Annotated in this window: 24 protein-coding genes and 2 pseudogenes; 10 read left to right on the top strand and 16 right to left on the bottom strand. The window is 73.9% G+C overall.

The window, feature by feature from the left end:
- Positions 1-85: 85 nt before the first annotated feature.
- The 3 genes and pseudogenes from ACZ60W_RS17895 to ACZ60W_RS17885 all read right to left on the bottom strand — a co-directional run bounded on the left by ACZ60W_RS17895 (position 86) and on the right by ACZ60W_RS17885 (position 2000).
- Positions 86-557, bottom strand: a pseudogene (locus tag ACZ60W_RS17895) (GNAT family N-acetyltransferase).
- An 84-nt stretch (positions 558-641) separates the two neighbouring features.
- The gene (locus ACZ60W_RS17890; RefSeq protein WP_469756266.1) at positions 642-1001 is read right to left on the bottom strand and encodes a hypothetical protein; all 360 of its coding nucleotides are present in this window, start codon (positions 999-1001) and stop codon (positions 642-644) included.
- 240 nt (positions 1002-1241) lie between these two features.
- Positions 1242-2000, bottom strand: coding sequence for a phosphoglyceromutase (locus ACZ60W_RS17885; protein WP_469756265.1), 759 nt, complete (start codon positions 1998-2000; stop codon positions 1242-1244).
- Between the two features lie 125 nt (positions 2001-2125).
- Between ACZ60W_RS17885 and ACZ60W_RS17880 the strand changes: the two genes are divergently transcribed.
- The gene (locus ACZ60W_RS17880) at positions 2126-3511 is read left to right on the top strand and encodes an MDR family MFS transporter (protein WP_469756264.1); all 1386 of its coding nucleotides are present in this window, start codon (positions 2126-2128) and stop codon (positions 3509-3511) included.
- A gap of 39 nt (positions 3512-3550) precedes the next feature.
- On the opposite strand, the gene ACZ60W_RS17875 is transcribed toward ACZ60W_RS17880, so the two are convergent.
- Positions 3551-4465, bottom strand: a complete 915-nt coding sequence (locus ACZ60W_RS17875; RefSeq protein WP_469756263.1) for an MBL fold metallo-hydrolase — start codon at positions 4463-4465, stop codon at positions 3551-3553.
- Positions 4466-4570: 105 nt separating this feature from the next.
- Here ACZ60W_RS17875 and ACZ60W_RS17870 point away from each other — a divergent pair, with 105 nt between their 5' ends.
- A complete protein-coding gene (locus tag ACZ60W_RS17870; protein ID WP_469756262.1) occupies positions 4571-5503 on the top strand; it encodes an AraC family transcriptional regulator in 933 nt (310 codons plus the stop codon).
- Positions 5504-5534: 31 nt separating this feature from the next.
- Here ACZ60W_RS17870 and ACZ60W_RS17865 read toward each other — a convergent pair whose 3' ends face one another.
- Together ACZ60W_RS17865 and mshA are read right to left on the bottom strand one after the other, a co-directional pair.
- A complete protein-coding gene (locus ACZ60W_RS17865; protein WP_469756261.1) occupies positions 5535-6053 on the bottom strand; it encodes a type III secretion system chaperone family protein in 519 nt (172 codons plus the stop codon).
- Positions 6046-7413, bottom strand: coding sequence for a D-inositol-3-phosphate glycosyltransferase (gene mshA / locus ACZ60W_RS17860; RefSeq protein ID WP_469756260.1), 1368 nt, complete (start codon positions 7411-7413; stop codon positions 6046-6048). The genes ACZ60W_RS17865 and mshA overlap by 8 nt, the downstream gene beginning before the upstream one ends.
- 216 nt (positions 7414-7629) lie before the next feature.
- Between mshA and ACZ60W_RS17855 the strand changes: the two genes are divergently transcribed.
- The 3 genes from ACZ60W_RS17855 to ACZ60W_RS17845 all read left to right on the top strand — a co-directional run bounded on the left by ACZ60W_RS17855 (position 7630) and on the right by ACZ60W_RS17845 (position 11300).
- The gene (locus tag ACZ60W_RS17855; RefSeq protein WP_469756259.1) at positions 7630-8424 is read left to right on the top strand and encodes a class I SAM-dependent methyltransferase; all 795 of its coding nucleotides are present in this window, start codon (positions 7630-7632) and stop codon (positions 8422-8424) included.
- 279 nt (positions 8425-8703) lie between these two features.
- Positions 8704-9753 (top strand): C40 family peptidase, encoded by a 1050-nt coding sequence (locus tag ACZ60W_RS17850; RefSeq protein ID WP_469756258.1) that lies wholly within the window; start codon positions 8704-8706, stop codon positions 9751-9753.
- 317 nt (positions 9754-10070) lie between these two features.
- Entirely contained in the window at positions 10071-11300 is a 1230-nt protein-coding gene (locus tag ACZ60W_RS17845; RefSeq protein ID WP_469756257.1) for a PP2C family protein-serine/threonine phosphatase, read from the top strand.
- Positions 11301-11509: 209 nt separating this feature from the next.
- Here ACZ60W_RS17845 and ACZ60W_RS17840 read toward each other — a convergent pair whose 3' ends face one another.
- From ACZ60W_RS17840 to ACZ60W_RS17830, 3 genes are all read right to left on the bottom strand, one after another.
- On the bottom strand, positions 11510-11854 hold the full coding sequence (locus tag ACZ60W_RS17840; RefSeq protein ID WP_026058798.1) for a DUF2516 family protein: 345 nt from the start codon (positions 11852-11854) through the stop codon (positions 11510-11512).
- 94 nt (positions 11855-11948) lie between these two features.
- The gene (locus ACZ60W_RS17835; RefSeq protein ID WP_469756256.1) at positions 11949-12515 is read right to left on the bottom strand and encodes a hypothetical protein; all 567 of its coding nucleotides are present in this window, start codon (positions 12513-12515) and stop codon (positions 11949-11951) included.
- Positions 12516-12542: 27 nt separating this feature from the next.
- Entirely contained in the window at positions 12543-12983 is a 441-nt protein-coding gene (locus ACZ60W_RS17830; protein ID WP_469756255.1) for a helix-turn-helix domain-containing protein, read from the bottom strand.
- 224 nt (positions 12984-13207) lie between these two features.
- Between ACZ60W_RS17830 and ACZ60W_RS17825 the strand changes: the two genes are divergently transcribed.
- Both ACZ60W_RS17825 and ACZ60W_RS17820 read left to right on the top strand, forming a co-directional pair.
- Entirely contained in the window at positions 13208-13654 is a 447-nt protein-coding gene (locus tag ACZ60W_RS17825) for a helix-turn-helix transcriptional regulator (RefSeq protein ID WP_469756268.1), read from the top strand.
- 10 nt (positions 13655-13664) lie between these two features.
- Positions 13665-14081, top strand: a complete 417-nt coding sequence (locus ACZ60W_RS17820; protein ID WP_469756254.1) for a VOC family protein — start codon at positions 13665-13667, stop codon at positions 14079-14081.
- An 84-nt stretch (positions 14082-14165) separates the two neighbouring features.
- On the opposite strand, the pseudogene ACZ60W_RS17815 reads toward ACZ60W_RS17820, so the two are convergent.
- Positions 14166-14363: pseudogene (locus ACZ60W_RS17815) on the bottom strand (hypothetical protein); the annotation flags it as partial.
- Between the two features lie 112 nt (positions 14364-14475).
- The gene (locus ACZ60W_RS17810) at positions 14476-14961 is read right to left on the bottom strand and encodes a MarR family winged helix-turn-helix transcriptional regulator (protein ID WP_469756253.1); all 486 of its coding nucleotides are present in this window, start codon (positions 14959-14961) and stop codon (positions 14476-14478) included.
- Positions 14962-15217: 256 nt separating this feature from the next.
- Between ACZ60W_RS17810 and ACZ60W_RS17805 the strand changes: the two genes are divergently transcribed.
- On the top strand, positions 15218-16675 hold the full coding sequence (locus ACZ60W_RS17805) for an MFS transporter (RefSeq protein WP_469756252.1): 1458 nt from the start codon (positions 15218-15220) through the stop codon (positions 16673-16675).
- Positions 16672-17628 (top strand): helix-turn-helix transcriptional regulator, encoded by a 957-nt coding sequence (locus ACZ60W_RS17800; RefSeq protein WP_469756251.1) that lies wholly within the window; start codon positions 16672-16674, stop codon positions 17626-17628. The genes ACZ60W_RS17805 and ACZ60W_RS17800 overlap by 4 nt, the downstream gene beginning before the upstream one ends.
- 19 nt (positions 17629-17647) lie before the next feature.
- Here ACZ60W_RS17800 and ACZ60W_RS17795 read toward each other — a convergent pair whose 3' ends face one another.
- Together ACZ60W_RS17795 and ACZ60W_RS17790 are read right to left on the bottom strand one after the other, a co-directional pair.
- Positions 17648-18892, bottom strand: a complete 1245-nt coding sequence (locus ACZ60W_RS17795; RefSeq protein WP_469756250.1) for a GNAT family N-acetyltransferase — start codon at positions 18890-18892, stop codon at positions 17648-17650.
- 103 nt (positions 18893-18995) lie between these two features.
- Positions 18996-19616, bottom strand: coding sequence for an RsiG family protein (locus ACZ60W_RS17790; protein ID WP_469756249.1), 621 nt, complete (start codon positions 19614-19616; stop codon positions 18996-18998).
- A gap of 139 nt (positions 19617-19755) precedes the next feature.
- Here ACZ60W_RS17790 and dtd point away from each other — a divergent pair, with 139 nt between their 5' ends.
- Positions 19756-20181, top strand: coding sequence for a D-aminoacyl-tRNA deacylase (dtd, locus tag ACZ60W_RS17785; protein ID WP_366307845.1), 426 nt, complete (start codon positions 19756-19758; stop codon positions 20179-20181).
- Positions 20182-20223: 42 nt separating this feature from the next.
- Here the strand turns inward: dtd and ygfZ are convergent, their stop codons facing one another.
- From ygfZ to ACZ60W_RS17770, 3 genes are all read right to left on the bottom strand, one after another.
- Positions 20224-21204, bottom strand: a complete 981-nt coding sequence (gene ygfZ, locus ACZ60W_RS17780) for a CAF17-like 4Fe-4S cluster assembly/insertion protein YgfZ (RefSeq protein WP_469756248.1) — start codon at positions 21202-21204, stop codon at positions 20224-20226.
- 10 nt (positions 21205-21214) lie between these two features.
- The gene (locus ACZ60W_RS17775; RefSeq protein WP_469756247.1) at positions 21215-21652 is read right to left on the bottom strand and encodes a Fur family transcriptional regulator; all 438 of its coding nucleotides are present in this window, start codon (positions 21650-21652) and stop codon (positions 21215-21217) included.
- Between the two features lie 61 nt (positions 21653-21713).
- On the bottom strand, positions 21714-22286 hold the full coding sequence (locus ACZ60W_RS17770; RefSeq protein WP_366307840.1) for a heme-binding beta-barrel domain-containing protein: 573 nt from the start codon (positions 22284-22286) through the stop codon (positions 21714-21716).
- Positions 22287-22486: the final 200 nt, after the last annotated feature.

The raw sequence follows: 22486 nt of genomic DNA, 5'->3' as shown, positions 1-22486 counted from the left end.
GGGGGGGGGGGGGGGGGGGGGGTGGGGGGGGGGGGGGGGGGGGGGGGGGCGCCCCCCCCCCCCCCCCCCCCCCCCCCCCCCCCGCTCACCCGATGTCGAGGACGGCGACGGTCTGGCCGCCGCTGACCTCACCGGTCGTACGGAAACCCAGCTTCCGGTAGAAGGCGCCGGGTCCGTCCTCGCCGGGCTCCCAGGTCACGAAGAGCCGCTGCTCCCCGCGCCGGCGCAGCTCCTCCCGTACGGCCTCGACGGCGAAGCGCCCGTACCCCTTCCCCTGGCCCTCCGCGGTGATGTTGAGGCGCCAGAGACCGCTGCGGCGGTCGGCGGGGTCCTTCTCCTCGTCCCACGGGATGTCGAGGAACGCCATCAGGAAGCCGACGAGTTCGTCGCCGTCGAAGACCAGCCGCGGCCACGCCTTCTCCCCGAAGGCGTACGCCTCGGCGAGGGAGTGGGCGACGGGAGCGACGTTCCGCTCCTGATGCGGGTGGACGCGCAGCGCGAGGGCGGCGTCGACGTTGGCGGGGGGTGACCTGCTCCAGGCGCAATGACGTGCTCATGCGGGGGACGGTAGTCACTCAGGGGTGGAGCCGCCCCCGGTTATCCGCACAGGGCGCACCGGCCGCCGCTCCCGCCGGGCCGGCCTAGGCGTACGAGGCCACGAACACCACCGAACGGAGCTTGAGCAGGTCGGTGGTCGGGCGGCCGTGCGGCCGGAGCGTCCAGGACTCCCCGGTGCAGTCCGGCCCGGTGAACACGACCGCGAACTCGTCCGTGTCGTTGTGCGGCGCGAACGCGGGCTCGGACGAGGACGGGTCCGCGGCCTCGGCGAGCGTGATGCACGAGGAGTTCACCGGATCGTGCAGCGTGATCCACTGCTGGTCGCCGCCGATGCCGACGAACCGGTAGCTGAAGTCGCCGGTGGCGGCGGAGGCCGGGGAGGCGAGGGTGGCGGTGAGGGCGAGCGCGCCGCAGAGGGCGGCGGCGGAGTGACGGAGTCGCACGGGCTTCTCTTTCGCGAGGAATGTGAGGTCGTGAGCCGTGGTCACACCCGCGGCCCTCCCCACCTCTAGCCCCCTCCCCCACCCCACGACCGGCGCACCACGGCCGTAAGGTTTCCCCCTCACCCGTCCGGCCCCGCCGGGCCTCCGCCACGGCGTCTCCTGGAGACGCGGACCCGACTCACGAAGAAGCCCCCTCCCGGCGGGGATTCCGCGGGCAGGGGGCTTTTTCGGGGGTGAAGGTTACTTCTTGCCCTGGTTCTTGACGGCCTCGATGGCGGCCGCGGCGGCGTCCGGGTCGAGGTAGGTGCCGCCGGGGGTGAGGGGCTTGAAGTTCTCGTCGAGCTCGTAGGCGAGGGGGATGCCGGTGGGGATGTTGAGGCCGGCGATGTCGGCGTCGGAGATGCCGTCGAGGTGCTTGACGAGGGCGCGGAGGCTGTTGCCGTGGGCGGCGACGAGGACCGTGCGGCCGGCGAGGAGGTCCGGGACGATGTTGTCGTACCAGTACGGGAGCATGCGCTCGACGACGTCCTTGAGGCACTCGGTCTGCGGGCGCAGCTCCGGCGGGATCGTCGCGTAGCGGGCGTCGTGGGCCTGCGCGTACTCGCTGTCGTCGGAGAGCGCCGGCGGCGGGGTGTCGTAGGAGCGGCGCCACAGCATGAACTGCTCCTCGCCGAACTCGGCGAGGGTCTGGGCCTTGTCCTTGCCCTGGAGAGCGCCGTAGTGGCGCTCGTTCAGCCGCCAGGAGCGGTTGACCGGGATCCAGTGGCGGTCGGCGGACTCGAGCGCGAGCTGCGCCGTGCGGATGGCGCGCTTCTGCAGGGAGGTGTGCAGCACGTCGGGGAGCAGGCCGGCGTCCTTGAGCAGCTCGCCGCCGCGCGTCGCCTCCTTCTCACCCTTCGCGGTGAGGTTCACGTCCACCCATCCGGTGAACAGATTCTTCTCGTTCCACTCGCTCTCGCCGTGGCGGAGGAGGATCAGCTTGTACGGTGCGTCGGCCATGCGTACGAGCCTAATCGACCGCTGACGATTGACGCGCGTCGTCAATTGGCTGGCGTCCGACCCCTGAGATACGTAAGTTACGGGAGCCAGAAGCAGGGCTTACGTACAGCAGGGGGCCGTCACACATGTCCATCGATTCGCTCAGACGATCGGCCCGGACGACGGTCTCGGGTCTCCCGCCGGGCTTCTGGTGGCTGTGGCTGTCGACGTTGGTCAACCGGACCGGCGCCTTCGTCCTCACCTTCCTCTCCCTCTACCTGACGGTCGAGCTCGGGCACTCCGCGTGGTTCGCCGGTCTCGTCGTCGCCCTGCACGGACTCGGCGGCGTCGCCGGCTCGCCGCTCGGCGGGGCGCTGACCGACCGCTGGGGCCGGCGCCCCACGATGGTCACGATGCACCTGGCGGCCGCCGCCTGCGCCGGCGCGCTCGCCGTGGTCACGAGCGCCTGGGCCGTCGCCGTCGTCGTCCTCCTCATGGGCGTCGCCATGCAGGCCGTCCGGCCGTCCATCAACGCCACGATCGCGGACATGGTCCCGGCCCACGACGTGCGCCGCGCGTACGCCCTGAACTACTGGGCCCTCAACCTCGGCTTCGCCATCGCCTCCATCGGCGGCGGCGCCGCGGCCTTCCTTGGGTACCGCACCCTCTTCGTCGTCGACGCCGTCGCCACGGTCCTGTGCGCCGTGATCGTCTTCCTCCGGCTGCCGGAGACCCGCCCGGAGGCCCGCGTCGACCAGCGGGGGGAGCCGGTCGCCGAGGAGAAGGTCGGGATGCTGACCGTGCTGCGGGACGCGCCGTTCCGCACCCTGGTCCTGCTCAACCTGCTCGTCTGCCTCGTCTTCACCGCCCCCTGGATCGGCCTGCCGCTGACCATGGCCGGCCAGGGCCTCTCCCCCTCCTCGTACGGCGTCGTCATCGCCGTCAACGGCATCGTGATCGTCGGTTTCCAGCTGCTCGTCAACAAGCTGACGGACAAGCGGTCCCCGGTGCTCCTGCTCGGGCTCTCCTCGCTGCTCTTCGCCCTCGGCACCGGCGCGACCGCCCTCGCCGGCTCGCCGGTGGCGTTCGCCGCGACCGTGGTCGTGTGGACGGTCGGCGAGATGATCCACGTCCCGACGAACGCCGCGGCCACCGCCCGCCTCGCCCCCGAGCACGCCCGGGGCCGCTACCAGGGCGTGATGGGCATGTCGTGGGCCGTCGCCGGTTTCGTCGCCCCGATCCTGGCCGGTGTGATCGTCGACGGGCCCGGTCCCGACGTGCTGTGGGCCGCGACCGCCGCCGTCGGCGTCCTCGCCGCCGTCGGGTACTACACCCGGCTGCGGAAGGCCCTGGCCGACGACCCCGCGGACACCGCGGCGGGAGCCGGAGCCGGGGAGGAGGTCCCGGCCGGCGACGACGTCGAGGACGCGGTCAGGGCGGAGGGCGAGGCCGTCGCCCCGGCGGCCGTGCCCGTCGTCTCCCCCGTGGTCGCCCGGACCGAGGGCTCCGGGTCGTCCACGGTCGGCGTGTGACCTGCGGCCGGACGGGGGCGGCGGCCCGGTAGCGGGGTCTCACCGCCCCGTGTGGGCCGCCCAGCCGGCGACGGCGAAGCCCGTCCCCTCGCGGCGGACCTCGGCGGCGCCGGAGCCGGCGAAGTGGGCGGGGACGACCAGCTCGCGGGTGTCGGCGGCCCGTTCGAGGACGCGGCGGCGGGTGGCGGCCGCCCGGCGCGGGTCGAGGCAGAAGCAGCTCGCGCGGCCGGGGTCGAGGATCTGGACGGGGCTGTGCAGGAGGTCGCCGACGAAGACCGCGCGGTCGGTGCCGGAGGCGAGCCGGAGGACGGCGGAGCCGGGGGTGTGGCCGGGCGCGGACTCCAGGACGAGGTGCTCGTCGATGCGGTGGACGCCGTCCCAGAGGTCGACGAGGCCGGCGCGGTGGACGGGCGCGACGCTGTCCTCGTGGACGAGGCGGTCGTCCGGACGGCCGCCGCCGCCGTAGCCGTTGTCCGGGCCGAAGTGGAAGTCGTCGGCGGCCGGGAGGAGGTAGCGGGCGTTCGGGAAGGTGGGGACCCACGCGCCGCCGGCGTCCCGGGTGTTCCAGCCGACGTGGTCGGCGTGGAGGTGGGTGTTGACGACGACGTCGACGTCCTCGGGGCGGATGCCGGCCCGCTCCAGGCGGCCGGGCAGGTCGTCCTCGCGGTGGTGGAAGGCGGGCGAGCCGGGGCGTTCGCGCCCGGCGCCCACCCCGGTGTCGACGAGGACGGTGCGGCCGCCGCTGCGCAGCACCCAGCTCTGCAGCGCCATGACGGCGCTGTCCTCGTCGGGTGCCCAGTGGTCCGGCGCCAGCCACTCCTCGTTGTCCTTCCACACCTCGGCCCCGGCGTCCGGGACGAGGGTGCGGGCGGGGGCGAAGGGGCCCCGCCACTCGACGACCCGGATGACCTCGACGTCCCCCAGGACGATGCTCTGTGCGCTCTCGTTCGTCATGCGGCCGAGCCTAGGAAGGGAGGGTTGAGCGGCTCAATGCTCCCGCCGCTCTCCTGGATACGGGAAACGCTCACGGCCTGACGCGGTGCCGGATACGCTCGCCCGATGGACGTGGTGAGCGACGCGATCGCGGCGGTCCGCACCGGACGGCCCTCCTCCGAGCGGGTACGGGTGGGCGGACGCTGGTGCGCGCGGCTCGACCCGTACGAGGGCGCCGGATTCCACGTCGTCCTGAAGGGCGGCTGCTGGCTGCTCCCCGACGGCGGCGAGGCGGTCGTCCTCGGTCCCGGGGACGCGGTGCTGCTCCCGCACGGCACCGGACACGTCCTCGCGGACGCGCCCGCCGACGCGGCGGCGGTGGCACGGGCGGTGCCCTTCGGGCGGTGGGCGGACGGGACGGCGCCGCGCCCGCCGCTGCCCGACGCCGGGGAGGGCGGGGTGGAGATGCTCTGCGGCAAGTACCGCCTCGACCGCAGCCGCGCGCATCCGCTCCTGGCGGAGCTCCCGCCGCTCGTGCACCTGCCGGGCCGGGCCGGCGGACACCCCGAACTCCGCGCCGCCATCACGCTGCTGGCCGGTGAGCTGGACGGGCGGGGACCCGGCTCGTGTCTCGCCCTGCCCAGCCTGCTCGATCTGCTGCTCGTCTACATGGTGCGTTCCTGGATGACGGGGAGCGGCTCGGGTGTGTGGCCGGCGGTCTTGGGCGACCCGGTGACGGCCGCCGCGCTGCGGGCGCTGCACACCGATCCCGCGGCGCCGTGGACCGTCGACCGGCTGGCGGCCGAGGCGGGGGTCTCCCGGCCCACGCTGGGCCGCCGCTTCACGGCCCTGGTCGGCCGGTCCCCGATGGCGTACCTGACGTGGTGGCGGCTGACCCGGGCCGCCGCCCTGCTGCGGGACACCGGGGATCCGCTGGCGGCGGTGGCCCGGCAGGTCGGCTACAGCACGCCGTACGCCCTGTCGCACGCGTTCCGCCGCGAGTTCGGCACCACGCCGGGGCGGTACCGGAGCGGCACGGAGCGGCTCACCGCGGGCTGAGGCCAGGGGGGCCTCGTCCAGGGGCCGGGGGTCAGTCGCCGGACTTGGCGACCAGGTTCTTGAACGCGTCGAGATTGCGGGTCGACTCGCCGCGCGACACCCGCCACGCGTACTCGCGCCGGATCGCCGACGCGAAGCCCAGCTCCAGCAGGGTGTTGAAGTCGCCGTCCGCCGCCTCCAGGACGGAGCCGAGCAGCCGGTCCAGCTCCTCGGGCGTGACGGCCGCCAGCGGCAGCTTGCCGGCGAGGTAGACGTCGCCGAGCGCGTCCACCGCGTAACTCACCCCGTACAGCTTGAGGTTGCGCTCCAGCAGCCAGCGGTGGACGCCCGCCTCGTTCTCGTCCGGGTGCCGGACGACGAAGGCGTTGAGCGAGAGCGAGTGACGGCCCGCGCGCAGCGACAGGGTGGTGAACAGCTTGCGCGTGCCCGGCAGTTTGACGACGTACGAGCCGGGCTCGGGCGACTCCCACTCCAGCTCCGCGTCGTCGAAGACGGACTCGATGATCCGCCGAACGTCCCCGACCGGGTTCCCGACCTCGTCCTCAGCCATGGTGGGAGCGTACGCGACGGCGGTTCTCCTTCAGCCGGTGGTCGTGCATGGCGGCCGTGTAGACGTCCGCCGTGCCCGAGGCCGCCGTGTCCCAGCCGAACGAGCCCGCGTGCAGTGCCGCGGCCGCGCCCATCCGCGCCGACAGCCCCGGCTCGTCCACGAACCGGCCGAGCGCGCGGGCGTAGTCCGCCGGGTCGTGGCCCTGCACCAGGAAGCCCGTCTGCCCGTCCCGCACCGCGACGGGCAGACCGCCGACCGCCGCCGCGACGACCGGGGTGCCCGCCGCCTGCGCCTCGATGGCCACCAGGCCGAAGGACTCGCTGTACGAGGGCATGACGAGGACGCTGGCCGCGCGGAACCAGTCCGCCAGCCGGTCCTGGCCCACCGGCGGGTGGAAGCGCACGAGGTCCGCGATGCCGAGCCGGGCGGCCAGCTTCTGCAGCCCCTCCGGCTTCGCGAGGCCGCTGCCGCTCGGGCCGCCGACCACCGGCACGACCATGCGGGTGCGCAGCGAGGGGTCCCGCTCCAGGAGCAGGGCGGCCGCGCGCAGCAGGATGTCGGGGGCCTTGAGCGGCTGTATCCGGCCGGCGAAGACCGGGATGAAGGCGTCCGGCGGCAGACCGAGCCGGGCGCGGGCGGCGGCCCGGCCGTCGGCGGGGCGGAAGTGGTCGAGGTTCACGCCGGGGTGGACGACCGCGATCTTGCCGGGGTCCGCCTCGTAGAAGCGGGAGAGCTCGTCGGCCTCCTCGGCGGTGTTGGCGATCAGCCGGTCGGCGGCGGAGACGATCTGGGTCTCGCCGATGACCCGGGCCGCGGGCTCGGGCGTGTCGCCCTCGGCGAGCGCCGCGTTCTTGACCTTCGCCATGGTGTGCATGGCGTGGACGAGCGGCACGCCCCAGCGCTCGGCGGCCAGCCAGCCGACGTGGCCGGAGAGCCAGTAGTGGGAGTGGACCAGGTCGTAGTGGCCGGGGCGGTGGCCCGCCCACGCCTGCATCACGCCGTGGGTGAAGGCGCAGAGCTGGGCCGGCAGCTCCTCCTTGGCCAGTCCCTCGTACGGGCCGGCGTCCACATGGCGCACGAGGACGCCGGGGGTGAGCTCGACGACCGGCGGGAGGCCGCCGGTGGTGGCCCGGGTGAAGATCTCCACCTCGATGTCGATGGCGGCGAGGCGCTTGGCCAGCTCGACGATGTAGACGTTCATGCCGCCCGCGTCGCCGGTGCCCGGCTGGTGCAGCGGTGAGGTGTGGACGCTGAGCATGGCCACCCGCCGCGGGGTGCGGTGCCGGCCGGGGAGCCGGAGCCTGGTCGGCGCCGGGTGCCGGTGCCGGGTGCCGGCGAACCGGGACACGTACTGGCTCACGTCGGCGGTCCTTCCGCTCGTGGGGGCCTCGGGGGCCGCTCGGGGCACGCTGAGGACACGGAGCGTCCTCCAGCCGCCACAACACCGGAATGACCCCTTTCATTTCCCCGGCGGCCGCGCTTTGCCAATTCGTTGCCGTGCCGGACTCACCCTCCGGCCCGCCGCGCGCGTCACCGGCCCGGGGCCGGCCCCTCCCCCACCCCGTACGCTCATGGCATGGCCCCGCGCACCACCCGCCCCGTCGGCACGCCGACCCGCGGGACCACGAACCCCAACCGCCTGCGCCGCATGGACCGCTGGATCGCCGCCGTCCACGGCCCGGCGCTGCGCCGCTCCGCCGAACCGCCCCTCGCGGTCGACCTCGGGTACGGGGCCGCGCCCTGGACCGCCGTCGAGCTGCTGGCCCGGCTGCGCACGGCCGAGCCGCGCACCCGGCTGTACGGCGTCGAGATCGAACCGGCCCGGGTGGAGGCGGCGAAGCCGTACGAGCACGAGGGGCTCGCGTTCGTGCACGGCGGCTTCGAGGTGCCGGTGCCGGGCCGGGTCGCCCTGATCCGGGCGGCGAACGTGCTGCGCCAGTACGACGAGGAGCAGGTCGCGGCCGTCTGGGAGCGGCTCCGCGGCCGGCTCGCACCGGGCGGGCTGCTCGTCGAGGGCACCTGTGACGAGATTGGGCGCCGGCACGTGTGGGTGGCGCTCGGCACGGAGGGGCCCCGCACGGTGACCTTCGCGACCCGGCTGGGCTCGCTGGTGCGCCCCTCGGACCTGGCGGAACGGCTGCCGAAGGCGCTCATCCACCGGAACGTGCCGGGCGAGCCGGTCCACGCCTTCCTGCGGGACTTCGACCGGGCATGGGCCGCCGCCGCGCCGTACGCCTCGCTGGGGGCCCGTCAGCGCTGGATCCGCTCGGTCCGCGACCTGGCCGCCGACTGGCCGCTCGCCGACGGCCCGCGCCGGTGGCGCCAGGGCGAGGTGACGGTGCGGTGGGAGGCGCTGGCGCCCCGGGACTGAGGGCGCGGTCCCGCGGCGCGGGCCGCGCGGAGGCGAGGGCGCGTCGGCCGGGCGGGGCGGGGAGGTGACGTCCGTCCGGCAGGGGGCCCGCGGCCCGACGCCCGCCGAATTTCCGGTGCGGAGGGAACGCCCCGCGCGGATCACTCGTCACCCGTGAGGGGAAGGGGCCCGACAGGCCCCGGTTTCCCCTGTTGCTTTCCGGTTTCGCATGGCACTATCACCAAGGTCACCGGCAAGTTACTGACGGTAAATCAGTTTTGGTCGCTCGAGGGGGAGCTAGTGAACCGACGCCGCCACGCCACTGCCGCGATCACCGTGATCTGCGCCCTGACCGTGCTGGCCTCGCCCGCGCTCACCCTCCAGGCGTCCGCCGCGCCGCTCCCGCCTCCGCCGCCGAAGAAGAGCCTGGAGGAGGTGCGCAAGGAGATAGACGCCCTGTACCGGCAGGCCGCCGCCGCCACCGACGCGTACAACCTCGCCGAGGAGAAGACCCGGGAGCAGTCGGCCGAGATCGTCGAGGTCGCCCGGATGATCGTGGCCGGCCGCGCGCGGATCGAGGCCCTCAAGGCCAGGGCCGGCGCCGCCGCCCGCGCCCAGTACCGCAACGGCGGGCTCCCCGACGGCGCACAGCTCGTCCTCACCGACGACCCGCAGCTCTTCCTCGACACCGCGGGCCGCCTCAAGGCCGGGGCGAAGGCCACCACGGACCTGCTGGGCGAGATGAACCGCACCCAGGCCCAGTTGGACGTCTACGCCCAGGACGCCGGGGCGAACTGGACCAAGCTGGAGGCGAACCGGGTCCGGCAGGCCAAGGCGAAGAAGGAGATCACCGACAAGATCGCCGCGGCGAAGAAGCTGGAGTCCGAGCTCGCCGCCGAGGAGCGGGAGCGGCTGCGGCGCCTGGAGGAGCAGGCCCAGTCCCGGGCGCAGACGACCTGGCTCGGCACCGGCGTGCTCGACGGGCTGAAGGCCGGGACGACGCCGGAGGCCCGGAAGGCCGTGGCGTTCGCGACGGCCCAGATCGGCAAGCCGTACGAGTGGGGCGCCGAGGGCCCGGGCACGTTCGACTGCTCCGGGCTGACCCAGAGCGCCTGGGGCGCGGCCGGTCTCGGCATCCCGCGCACCTCCCAGGAGCAGTGGCGCCTCCTGCCCCGCGTGGACATCAAGGACATGCGGCCGGGCGACCTGATCGTCTACTTCAAGGACGCCAGCCACATCGGCATGTACGTCGGGAACGGGGCGATCGTCCACGCCCCGCGCCCCGGCCGGAACGTGACCCTCGCGGGGGCCGGTTCCATGGAGATCCTGGGCGTCGTCCGCCCGACGTGACGCGGAGCACGCGGCCGGCCTCACCGGCCGCCGCCGGGCGGGCGTGACCTTTCTCATTGCCCCCGGGAGTCCCCGAAGGACTTCCGGAGGGCGAGTACCTCCCCTTCCGCGGCATATGCCAACGACGCCGCGCGGGCTCACAGGCTGATCACCATTCCGCTGCGCACCGCCCTACCGCTAGGGTCCGGGACGGGCGGGGCGCCACCCGGCGCCCTGCGCACCCTCGGGGGGAGGGAAGGAAACCCGGACCGATGCCCGTATCGCTACCGCGTCAGAGAATCGTCTCTGCAGCTGCGGGACCCGGCGAGGCCACCCCTATGGACGCCACCGCTATGACAGGCACAGTCACCGCCACAGGCGATCGCACCGATCTGACCCTCCTGGTCGTCGAGGACGACCCGGCAGGTGCCCTCGCCGTACCCGAGCTGCTCGACGCGGCCGACGCCGCCGGCACCCGCGTCCGCATCCGCACCGCCCGCAACCTCACCGAGGCCGAGCGGCTCCTCACCGACGACGTCCACTGCGTCCTCGTCGACCTGTCCCTGCCCGGCCCCCGTGCCGACGACCCGCTCGCCCCCCTGCGCCACATCCTGCGCCTCGCCCCGCGCCACGCCGTCCTCGCCCTCGCGGCCTCGGCGGACGCGGAGCTCGCGGCCGAGGCGGTGCGCGTCGGAGCCCAGGACCACCTCTTCCGCGAGGAGCTCGACGGCCGGCTCCTCAGCCGGGCCATCCGGTACGCCGTCGAGCGCAAGCGCGCCGACGCCGTCCAGGTGAAGCTGGCCGAGTCCCGCCTGCGGGCCCAGGAGAACGCCCGCCTGGAACGCGGACTGCTGCCCACCCCGCTCCTGGAGGGCTCCGACCTGCGGTTCGCGGCGCACTACCGCCCGGGCCGCTCCCGCGCCCTGCTCGGCGGCGACTTCTACGACGTCGTCCGCACGCCCGACGGCACCGTCCACGCCATGATCGGCGACGTCTGCGGACACGGCCCCGACGAGGCGGCGCTCGGCGTCGAGCTGCGGATCGCCTGGCGGGCCCTGACCTTCGCGGGCCTGTGCGGCGACGAGCTGCTGTCGACGATGCAGCAGGTCCTGGAGCACGAGCGGGAGAGCGAGGAGATCTTCGCGACGCTCTGCACCGTCGACATCGCCCCCGACGGACGCCGGGCCGGCCTCTGCCTGGCGGGCCACCCGTCCCCGCTGATCGCCCGCCAGGGCAGGGTGGCCAGGCTGCTGCCGTACGAGGACGGCGGCCCGGCGCTCGGGCTGCTGCCGCGCGCCCGCTGGCCGCGCCGCCAGGTGGAGCTGGGCGGGGCGTGGAGCCTCCTCATGTACACCGACGGTCTCATCGAGGGCCGCTCCGACGGCCCCGGCTCGCCCCGGCTCGGCCAGGACGGCATGGTCGCGATGATCAACCGCCAGCTGGCCTCCGGTCTGCGCGGCGAGGAGCTCCTGGAGGCGGCCGTCACGGAGGTCCGCTCCTTCAACGGCGGCGAACTGACCGACGACGTCGCCGTCCTGGCCCTGGAGCGGGACCGGACCCGGGGATAGCGGAAGGAACGGACGGCGGACGCCGGACGCCCGGGCACGAGCACGACACGGGGCACGGGGATCAGGGCACGGGGATCAGGGCACACGGCACACGGCCCGGGACCCGGTCCCGCGGACATGACGGCAGGGCCCGGGGATCGCTCCCCGGGCCCTGCCGTCGTTCTTCCGTCATCCCGTCCGCGAGGGCCGGTCGGCCCGGCCGCGGGCGGCTATCGGCCGCCGTTGTAGGGGCCGTACGGTCCGTCGCTGCTGGAGCCGCCGCCGCGGCGGCCCCGGCCTCCGCCGGAGACCTGGGCGAGCGCGGGGCGCACGTCCACCATGAAGACGATGGCCGCGATCAGGCCGGCGATCTGCAGGAACAGCATCGGCAGCAGCAGGTTCAGGACGAGGTTGATGCCCAGGATGATCAGCCAGAACTTCTTCGTCTGCTTCTCGGCCGCGCGGTAGGCGTCCTCGCGCGCCATCGCGGCGAAGACGAGCGCGGCGACGGCGAAGCCGGTGAAGACCAGGAAGATCACCAGGGAGAGAAGGGAGTCGAATCCCGCGCGCAACATGCTGAGCACCGCCTAGTGGAGATGTGGAGAGAGCGCCTCGCGGTCAAGGTACCCGGTACAACGCCCCGGGTACCCGCAATGGTGCCCCGGACCCCTACTCCGTCTCGGCGGCCAGCGACTCGGCGGCGGCCTTCTTCGACGGGGACTTGCGGGTGGCGGTCCGCTTGGCGGGAGCCTTCCGGGCCTCGGCGGGGGCCTCGGCCTTCTCCGCCGCCTCCGGCTCGGTGTCCGGCTCGACGACGACGGCGATCTCGACGATCTCCTCGGCGGCCTCGCCGCGCCACGCCTTGACGGCCTCCTCGCCGTGCGCGGCGACCTCCTCGTACTTCTCGCGGGCCTTCACGGCGTACTCGGCGGCCACGCCGACGCCGCGCAGGGCGAGGTCCTGGGCGGTCTCGCCCAGCTTCTTCAGGTCCGTGTCGAGCCCGCCGACGACCTCGGCGAACTTCGACTGCACGGTGGCCTGGGCGCCCTTGGCCTGGGCGGAGACCTTCTCCTGCACGACCTTCGGGTCGGTCTTGCGCACGGCCTCGATGCGGGCGGGCGCCTCGGCGGCGATCTGCTCGATCAGGCCGGGAACCTTCCTGGCCTGCTGCGCGACGAGGTCGGCGGTGCCGGCGGCGAAGTAGAGAGGGGTACGCAGTTCGTCGATGATGGCCATGCTGGTGGTTCCTCCCGGTGTGGCGTACTAGCTCGGAGTCGGTTCGGCATCGGGCGCGTCCGCGGGCTGCGCGGCGGCCTTCTCGGCCTTCTCGGCCTGCTCGGCGGCCGCGGCGGCGGCCTCGGCGGCGTTCTCCTTGCGGAACGAGTCGTAGATCTGGAGCAGCACCTGCTTCTGCCGCTCGTTGACCGAGGGATCGGCCAGGATGACGGCCCGCGTCTCCAGCTCCTCCCGCTCCTTCTCGTCGAGGATCCCCGCCCGTACGTAGAGCGTCTCCGCGGAGATCCGCAGCGCCTTCGCGACCTGCTGGAGCACCTCGGCGCTGGGCTTGCGCAGCCCCCGCTCGATCTGGCTCAGGTACGGGTTCGACACCCCGGCGGCCTCGGCGAGCTGCCGCAGGGACAGCTGTGCGGTCCGCCGCTGGTCGCGGAGGTACTCACCGAGATTGCCGACGTTGAGCGATGCCATGCCCCGACCATGCCAGCTCTTGCTAACTATTGCAAGCAGATGCTTGCAAGCGTGTCGCCACCACGGCCGGGCCCCGCCCGGCCGTCGCACCGGAGCTCCGGCGGGGCCCCACGACGACGTCGATTTTCTGCCAGCCGGGCGGGGGGCCGGGGCTCGGGCACGCGTGCGATGCTGAGGGGGTGACCCTTGAGGACCTCGTACGGCTGCGGCGCGCGCGGGACACCATGGACCGCGACTACGCCTCGCCCCTGGACGTTCCGGCGCTGGCGAAGGTCGCGCTCATGTCGACCGGGCACTTCACCCGCAGCTTCCGCGCGGCCTTCGGCGAGACGCCGTACAGCTATCTGATGACGCGCCGGGTGGAACGGGCGAAGGCCCTGCTGCGGCGGGGTGACCTGAGCGTCACCGAGGTCTGCTTCGCGGTCGGCTGCACGTCGCTCGGATCGTTCAGCTCGCGCTTCACCGAGCTGGTCGGCGAGACCCCGAGCGCCTACCGGGCCCGCCGCCACGAGACGGGCGCGACGATCCCCGCGTGCGTCGCCAAGATCTTCACCCGCCCCGCCCGGCACCGCGGACCCGCCGGGAGCGCCGAGCCGGCCGGGCGCCACGAGCCGGCCGGACGGCGAGAACCGGTCAGGATCAGAGAAGCGGAATCGACCGTCGCGATTTAGCGTCGACGACATGAACGTCAAACTCTCGCAGTGCTTCATCGCCGTCGACGACCACGACAAGTCGCTCGCCTTCTACCGCGACGCCCTGGGCCTCGAGGTCCGCAACGACGTCGGGTTCGAGGGCATGCGCTGGGTCACCGTCGGCTCGCCCGAACAGCCGGACGTCGAGATCGTCCTCGAACCGCCGCTCGCCGACCCCAACGCCTCCCCCGCCGACCGTCAGGCCGTCGCCGAACTGCTGGCCAAGGGCATGCTGCGCGGCGTGATCTTCGCGACCGACGACGTCGACGCCACCTTCGAGAACGTCCGCGCCGCCGGCGGCGAGGTCCTCCAGGAGCCCGTCGACCAGCCCTACGGCGTCCGCGACTGCGCCTTCCGCGACCCGTCCGGCAACATGGTCCGCTTCACCCAGCCCCGCACGTCCTGACCCCGCCCCGCACCACCGGGGCCGCCACCGGCCCCCGAACGGCCCAGCCCGCGCGACGGAGCCCGGGCCGTTCCCCCGCGGCGCTCACCGCACCCACGCGGTGAGCGCCGCGAAGTCCGCGGCGACCAGCCCCCGCCGGGCGTCCACCCGGTGCAGCAGCGCCGGCCCGGCGTGGTGCGCGGCCACCCAGGCCCGGTCCGCCGCCCCGATCTCGTCGTCCACCCAGGCGAACGCCCGCCCCGCGGCCCACGCCACCAGCGCCGGGGTCTTCCAGTGCAGCCCCGGCGCCGGCCTGCTCCGAAGCCGCTTCGGAGCCCCCTCGAATCCGGAGCCGCCCGGGAACGGGATCTGTCCCCGATCCGCTCCGGATCCGCTGCGGGCGGGCCGCACCGCGTCAGCCGCGCTGCCGTGCCCTGCGGGCGGGCCGGGGGCTCTCGACCGGCGTCTCCAGGTGCCCGGTCGCCAGCCGGTTCAGCGCGCGGACGAGCACGGCGCGCTCCTCCTCGGGCAGCGACCCGAGGGCGCTGCCGTGCACGCCGTCGACGATGCGCCGGCTCTCCCGGGCCACCTCCGCGCCCTTCTCCGTGACCGCGATGATCCGCGCGCGCCGGTCGGTGCTCGACGGCCGCCGCTCGGCCAGTCCCGCCTTCTCCAGGGCGTCGACCGTGACCACCATCGTGGTCTTGTCCATGTCCCCGATCTCGGCGAGCTGTGCCTGCGTCCGCTCCTCCTCCAGCGCGTGCACCAGGACGCAGTGCATGCGCGCGGTCAGCCCGATCTCCCCCAGCTCCGCCGCCATGCGCGTCCGCAGGACGTGGCTGGTGTGGTCGAGGAGGTAGGAGAGGTCGGGCTCGGTCCGGGTGGGTGTCATGGCGGTCATGTCTGCCAGCGTAGCGAGGTTCGATCCGTCGCGGATTATCGAGAAGCGGACGAGTGGCCGGTGCGGCAGCCGGGGCCGCCCGCCGTCACACCGCGCCTTCCCGGCAGGCGCACCCTCCCGCCCCTCGACACCCAGAAAACGTGACAGGACGGGACGAGAACCCTCACGCCCCCGAACTACTCCCGTAAAAAATAGTCTGCAACAAAACCTTCTGCTAGCGTCTTACCTGTTGCCTCCCCCGGACAGGAGAGACCCCATGCCCACCGCCACCCGCCCCCGTACGCCCGCCACGACCTCGCGCCGGCTCGCCCTCGGCGTCCTCGCCACCGGCATGCTGATGACGGTCCTCGACGGCAGCATCGTCACGGTCGCCATGCCCGCGATCCAGGGCGACCTCGGGTTCACCCCCGTCGGACTCAGCTGGGTCGTGAACGCCTACCTGATCGCCTTCGGCTCGCTGCTCCTCCTGGCCGGCCGCCTCGGCGACCTGATCGGCCGCCGCCGGATGTTCCTCGCGGGCACCGGCATCTTCACCGCCGCCTCGCTCCTCGCCGGGGCCGCCGCCGACCCCGGCGTCCTCATCGCCGCCCGCTTCCTCCAGGGCGTCGGCAGCGCGATGTCCTCGGCCGTCGGCCTCGGCATCCTCGTCACGCTCTTCACCGAACCCCGCGAACGCGCCCGTGCCATCGCCGTGTTCAGCTTCACCGGCGCCGCCGGAGCCTCCGTCGGACAGGTCCTCGGCGGCGTCCTCACCGACGCGCTGGCCTGGAACTGGATCTTCTTCATCAACCTGCCGATCGGCCTCGCGACCCTCCTCGTCGCCGTCCGCGCCCTGCCCGCCGACCGCGGCCCCGGCCTGCGGGCCGGCGGGGGCGCCGACGTGACGGGCGCCCTGCTGGTCACCTCCGGCCTGATGACCGGCATCTACGCGGTCGTCAAGATCGAGGAGCACGGCGCCGGTTCGGCGCACACCCTGGGCCTCGGCGGCCTCGCCGCCGCCCTGCTCGCCGGCTTCCTCGTGCGCCAGGCGAAGGCGGCGAACCCGCTGATGCCCCTGCGGATCCTCCGCTCGCGCAGCGTCGCCGGCGCCAACACCGTCCAGATGCTGATGGTCGCCGCGCTCTTCTCCTTCCAGGTCCTCGTCGCGCTCTACCTGCAGAAGGTCCTCGGCTACGGGGCCGCCGAGACCGGCCTCGCGATGCTGCCCGCGGCCGTCGTCATCGGCGTCGTCTCCCTCGGCGTCTCGGCCCGCCTCATCGCCCGGTTCGGCGAGCGGAACGTGCTGCTCACCGGGCTCCTGCTGCTCGTCGGCGTCCTCGGCCTGCTCACCCGCGTCCCCGTCCACGCCTCCTACGCCACCGACCTGCTGCCCGTGATGCTGTCGGCCGCCGGCTTCGGGCTCGCGCTCCCCGCCCTCACCTCGCTCGCCATGTCGGGCGCCGAGGAGGCCGACGCGGGCCTCGCCTCCGGCCTGTTCAACACCACGCAGCAGATCGGCATGGCCCTCGGCGTCGCCGTCCTCTCCACCCTGGCGGCCACGCGCACCGAGTCCCTCACGCGGGCCGGCCGGCCCGCCGCCGACGCCCTCACCGGCGGCTACCACCTCGCGTTCGGCGTCGGCGCCGGACTCCTGCTGCTCGCCCTGGCCGTCGCCCTCACCGTCCTGCGCCGCCGTCCGGCCCGCGCACGGGAGTCCCTGACAATGGCGGCATGAGAGCCGACCGACTCGTCGCCGCCCTGCTCTTCCTCCAGACCAGGCGGCGGGTCACCGCCGCCGAACTCGCCGCCGAACTGGACGTGTCCGAACGGACCGCCCGCCGGGACCTCGAAGCGCTCGCGAGCGCCGGGGTCCCGGTCTATTCGCAGGCCGGCCAGGGCGGCGGCTGGTCGCTCGTCGGCGGCGCCCGCACCGACCTCACCGGCCTGACCGCCCCCGAGATCCGCGCCCTGTTCCTGCTGACCGGAGCGGACTCGGACGCCGCGGACCCCGAGACGAGGACCGCCCTGCGCAAGCTCGTGCGGGCGCTCCCCTCCCCGCTCCGGGAGGGAGCCGAGAACGCCGCGCGCGCAGGCGTCGCCGACGGAACCGACTGGACGGGCTTCGACACCGAGGAACCGCTGCTCGCCCCCGTCCGGCGGGCCGTGGTCGAGCGCCGCGAACTCAGGATCGGATACGCCCGGCCCGGCCGGGACCCGCGCGAGCGGACCGTCCGGCCGCTCGGGATCGCCGCGAAGGCCGGGGTCCGCTACCTCGTCGCGGACACCGACCGCGGCCTGCGCACCTTCCGGATCGGCCGCGTCACCTCCGTCGCCGAGACCGGCGCCGCCGTGGTGCGGCCCGAGGGCTTCGACCTCGCCGCCGTCTGGCGGACGCTCGCCGCCCGCATGGAGGACCGGCTGGTCGCCGTGACGGTACGGGGACGGGCCGCCCCCGGCACCGAACAGGTCCTGGAGGGCCTCTTCCACGGGCGGATACGGTACGGCGCACGCGCCCCCGACGGCTGGACCGCCATCGAGGCCGACGGACCCTCGCCCGAGGTCGTCGCCGCCCGGCTCGCCGGACTCGGCGCCCGCGTGGAACTCCACGACCCGCCCGAGGCCCGCACCGCGCTCGCCCGCATCGGCGCCGAACTCGCCGCGCTCTACGGACCGCCGCCCACGCCCTGACCCGCCGGCCCGCCCCGGCTCAGAAGATGTCGGGCGAGAAGGGCCGCAGCGGCGTACGGAACAGCAGCTCCGCACGGGCCGCCGCACCCGCCGTGCCCTCCTCGACGCGACCGAGCCGGGCCAGCCGCACCGCCGACTCGTCGCCGAACGCGAGCGTGCCCAACTCCGCGACGTCGAAGGCGAGATCGGCCGCACCGTCGGTGGGGACGCAGGACACGCCCGCCGGGGACGCGTCCAGCAGGAACCGCCCGCCCGCGAGCCCGTCGCCGTCCCGCACGTCGAGGACGAGACGGTCGGCGACCGGGTACGTCCGGCTCTCCAGGACCCGGACGACGTCCAGGACCCGGACCCACAGCATGTCCGCGTGCGTCAGCGTCCTCGCCGCGCGCGGATCCGGCAGCAACAGCGGCAGCGGGTCGTCCGGCGCCCGGTGGCCCGAGCGGACAGTGGCGATCCAGTCGATCGAGCAGAGGTAGTGCCACAGGGCGCGCTCGGCGGCCGGGGTGACCGCGATCAGGTCCCGCACCGTCGCCGTGTTCACCGGCTGCTTGGCGTCGTCCCACTTGTCGTCGGCGTGATAGGCCACGTACCCCTCGACCTCGCCGGACTCCGAGCGGTGGACCGCGTAGTACGGCTCGCGCCACGGCTCGCTCTGATGGCCGAGCCCCGTGCCGACCTCCCAGCCGCGGGTGTCGCGGTTCGTCACCCCGGCGCGGACGCCGGCGAGCCGCCGGTGCACCTCGGGGCCGGCCTTGCGGATCTCCGCGGCGTCCGTCAGGTCGATGCGGCCGCCGTCCTCCGGGCGTCCCGAGCGGCGCGGGTCGAGACCCGCGCGGCGCACGTCCACGCTCCACTCGGTGGTCCAGCTGGCCGCGCCGAAGCCGAACCGCCCGTAGATCGGGTACTCGGCGGCGATCAGGGTCGCGATCGCGTCCCCGCGCTCCTTCGCGGCGGCGAGGTCCGCGGCCATCATCCGGCTGAGCAGCCCGCGCCTGCGGTGCGTCGGCGCGACGGTGACCTGGGTGATCGCGTCGGCGGCGAGGCTGCCCCCGCCGACCGTGCTGACCTCCTGCCGGAACGAGCGGAAGGTGGCGACGACGCGGTCCCGGTCGAAGGCCCCCAGCGTCCGCGCCAGATCGGCGTGGGCCAGCCGGTCCGCGACCTCCTCGTCCGACACGACCGGCGGCCGCAGGAACCCGGTGCGCAGCGCCCGCTGCCAGTCGGGGAACTCGGACTCCGTCACCGCGCGCACGTCGACAGTCATTCCCCGACCCTACGCACGGCCCCGGCCCGCCCGCACCCCGGTTTCGCCCCGCCGGAACCCTTCGGTCCGGGCGGTCGGGGCGGTCGGGGCGGTTCGGGCCGGCTCAGGCCAGCAGGTCGTCGACCTGCGCCTCGCCCTCCCGGTAGCGGCGGGCGATCTCCGCGCTGCAGTCGTCGGCCGTCCGCTGGAGGTGCTGGCGGCGGCGCGAGACCTGCTGCTCGTACCCCGCGAGCCGGCCCATCGCCGCGTGCAGCTCGTCGTCCGTGCGGGCCGTGAGGTCCGACAGCTCGACCTCCGAGAGCATCTCGGCCGCGAGCCGCCGGTACTCCTCGCCGCGCGGCGTCGACAGCGTCACGTGCCGGGCCGACGTGCGGTGCCGGGACGGCACGTCGGCGAGGATCTCCGAGAGCCGGTCGAGGACCGGTGCCTCCGGGTCGGTCCGCCGGGCCAGTTCGGCGCGCAGGATGTCGATCCGGCCCTGGAGCATGCGCCGGACGTAGCTCAGGTCGGCCTCGTCGCCCTGCGCCTCGCGGCGCAGGGTGCGCAGTTCGGGCAGGCGGAGCGCGCCGAGGTCGGGCTGGGCCCGTTCCGGCAGGGCGGGTTCGGCGGTCCGCTGGGCGGGCGGGCGCGTCACGGGGCCTCCGCCCGGACCCGCGACCGGGCTTCCGGAGCGGGTCAGCGGTACGGGGCCGGGCGGCGTCGGCCCGGTGGCAGGTGCACTCATCAGAATCGTCCCCTCGACCGGTGCGGAGCCGCACCGCCTCCCCCGCATGGTGCCACTCCTGCCCGCGCGCGTGCAGGCGCTCTGCACCCGTTCGGCCCCTCGTCCTTCGGGCCGGGGCCCGGTCGGTAGGTTGGTGCGCATGCGAGCAGTGGTGCAGAGGGTCGACGGCGCGAGTGTCGTCGTCGCAGGGGAGACCGTCGGTGAGATCACCGGCGAGGGGTTGTGCGTGCTGGTCGGGGTGACCCACGACGACACCCCGGAGAAGGCCGCCCAATTGGCCAGAAAGCTCTGGTCCGTCCGGGTGCTGGACGGCGAGAAGTCGTGCTCGGACGTGAACGCCCCGCTCCTCGTCATCTCGCAGTTCACGCTCTACGGGGACGCCCGCAAGGGGCGCCGCCCCACGTGGAACGCGGCGGCGCCCGGCCCGGTGGCCGAGCCGCTCGTCGACGAGGTGGTCGCCCGGCTGCGGGAGTTGGGCGCGCACGTGGAGACGGGCCGCTTCGGAGCGGACATGCGCGTCTCGCTCACGAACCACGGCCCGTTCACGGTGCTGGTCGAGGTCTGATCCGCCGCGGCCCGGAAGCGGGTCGCGGCGGACGGGCGAGCCCTACGGCTCGACGACGGTCTCCTGGGCCGCGGCCGTCGTGCCCGCGATCAGCGGGGCGTCCACCGGCACGTTCCGCTTCACCAGGGCCAGGGCGATCGGCCCGAGCTCGTGGTGGCGGACGGCGGTGGTGACGAAGCCGAGCTGCCGGCCCTCCTCGCCGTCGGCCGCGAGCCGGACCGGCGTCCCGTGGCCCGGCAGCAGCACCTCGCTGCCGTCGAGGTGCAGGAAGACCAGGCGGCGCGGCGGCTTCCCCAGGTTCTGCACCCGGGCGACGGTCTCCTGGCCCCGGTAGCAGCCCTTCTGCAGGTGGACGGCGCTGCCGATGAGGCCGACCTCGTGCGGGATGGTCCGGTGGTCGGTCTCGAAGCCGAGCCGGGGCCGGTGCGCCTCGACCCGCAGCGCCTCGTGGGCGAGGATGCCCGCGGCCGGGCCGTGCGAGGCCGCGAAGGACTCCAGGCCGGCGCGGGGCAGGAAGAGGTCGCGGCCGTGCGGGGTCTCCCGGACGACGACGCCCTCGGGCACCTCGGCGATGGAGCCGGCCGGGAGGTGGACGACCGCGAGGTCCTCGGTGCGGTCGGTGACCTCCACCCGGTAGAAGAACTTCATCGACTCCAGGTAGGCGACGAGTTCCTCGCGCGTCCCCGGCTCGACGTGGGCCCAGACCGTCTCGCCGTCGTCGACGAGGTACAGGGCGTGCTCGATGTGCCCGTTGGCGGAGAGGATCAGCGCCTCGGTGGCCCGGCCGACCGGCAGGTCGGTCATGAACTGGGTGACGAGGAGGTGCAGCCAGCTCAGCCGGTCGTCGCCGGTGACGGCGATGACACCGCGGTGGGAGAGGTCGACGAAGCCGTTCCCCTCGGCGAGGGCGCGCTGCTCGCGGAACAGGTCGCCGTAGTGGGCGGCGACCCCCTCGTCGCGGCCTTCGGCGGCGACGGCACCGGGCAGGGACAGCAGAGGGCTGGTCGAAGAATGTCGCTGCATGACAGAAAGCCTACGACTCCGCGTCCGCGGCCTTCCGGGTGCAGTCCGCACATCTGCCGAAGATCGCGAAGTGCTTCATGTCCGTCTCGAAGCCGAAGGTCGCGCGGAGCTTCCCGGTGAACTCGGCGGCCACCTCCACGTCCGCCTCGATCACCTCGGAGCAGTCCCGGCAGACCAGGTGGAGATGGTGGTGCCGGTCGGCGAGGTGGTACGTCGGGGCGCCGTGGCCCAGATGGGCGTGGCTGACGAGACCGAGCTCCTCCAGGAGCTCCAAGGTCCGGTAGACGGTCGAGATGTTCACCCCGGACGCGGTCCTGCGGACCTCGACCAGGATGTCGTCGGGCGTCGCGTGCTCCAGCGCGTCCACGGCCTCCAGGACAAGCTGACGCTGCGGCGTCAGCCGGTAGCCGCGCTGTCGCAGATCGCTCTTCCAGTCGGTGCTCACCACGCCCCCCAGTGTAGGAGGGCGCGGCGCATCACCCCAGACCTCCGGCGGTCCGCGACGGCTTCTAGCGGAAGAACGCGATGCCGTCGTCCGGCATGTCGGGCAGGTTGCGGGCCATCTCCGCGACCTCCTCGGGCGTGACGACCTTCTTCAGGTGCGCCGACATGTACGGCCGGAGCGGGACCTCGGGGGTCGCCTTCTCGCCCACCCACATGAGGTCGCTCTTCACGTAGCCGTAGAGCCGCTTGCCACCGCTGTACGGGCCCGAGGCCGCGGTGCGGGCGACGGCGTCGGTCGCGAGGTCGATCTGCGGCTTCTGGTCGGCGAGCTCGCCGTACCAGATCTCCACGATGCCCTGGTCGCGGACCATGACGACCTCGACCTGGCGGTCCTTGTCGATGCGCCAGAAGCCGCTCTCGCTCTCCAGCGGACGGACCTTGTTGCCGTCGCCGTCGAGGACCCACGAGTGGGAGGTGTACTCGAGGAAGTCACGGCCGTCGTGGCTGAACGTCACGGACTGGCCGAAGTTGCACTTCTCGGCGCCGGGGAAGTCGGAGACGCCCGCGCCCTCCCACGTACCGAGCAGGAACGCGAGGGGGACGAGGTCCGGGTTGAGGTCGGACGGGATCTCGATCATGAGCAGCTCTGGCGTTCTCTAGAAGTGGTTAGCGCTGGCCCTGGTACAGCTTCTTCACGGCGAGACCGGTGAAGGCGAGCACGCCGACACAGACCAGGACAAGCAGAGCTTCGAAGAAAACGATCACGGGATGCTCCTCGACTGAGCGGTGAAGGCGGAACGGGCCGGACCCCAGCTTAGTGGGCGGGGGCCCGGCCCAC

The organism is Streptomyces sp. NPDC104202, from assembly GCF_055584185.1.
Note: the sequence above shows the minus strand (reverse complement) of the source record. Positions and strands in the feature narration are given on the sequence as shown.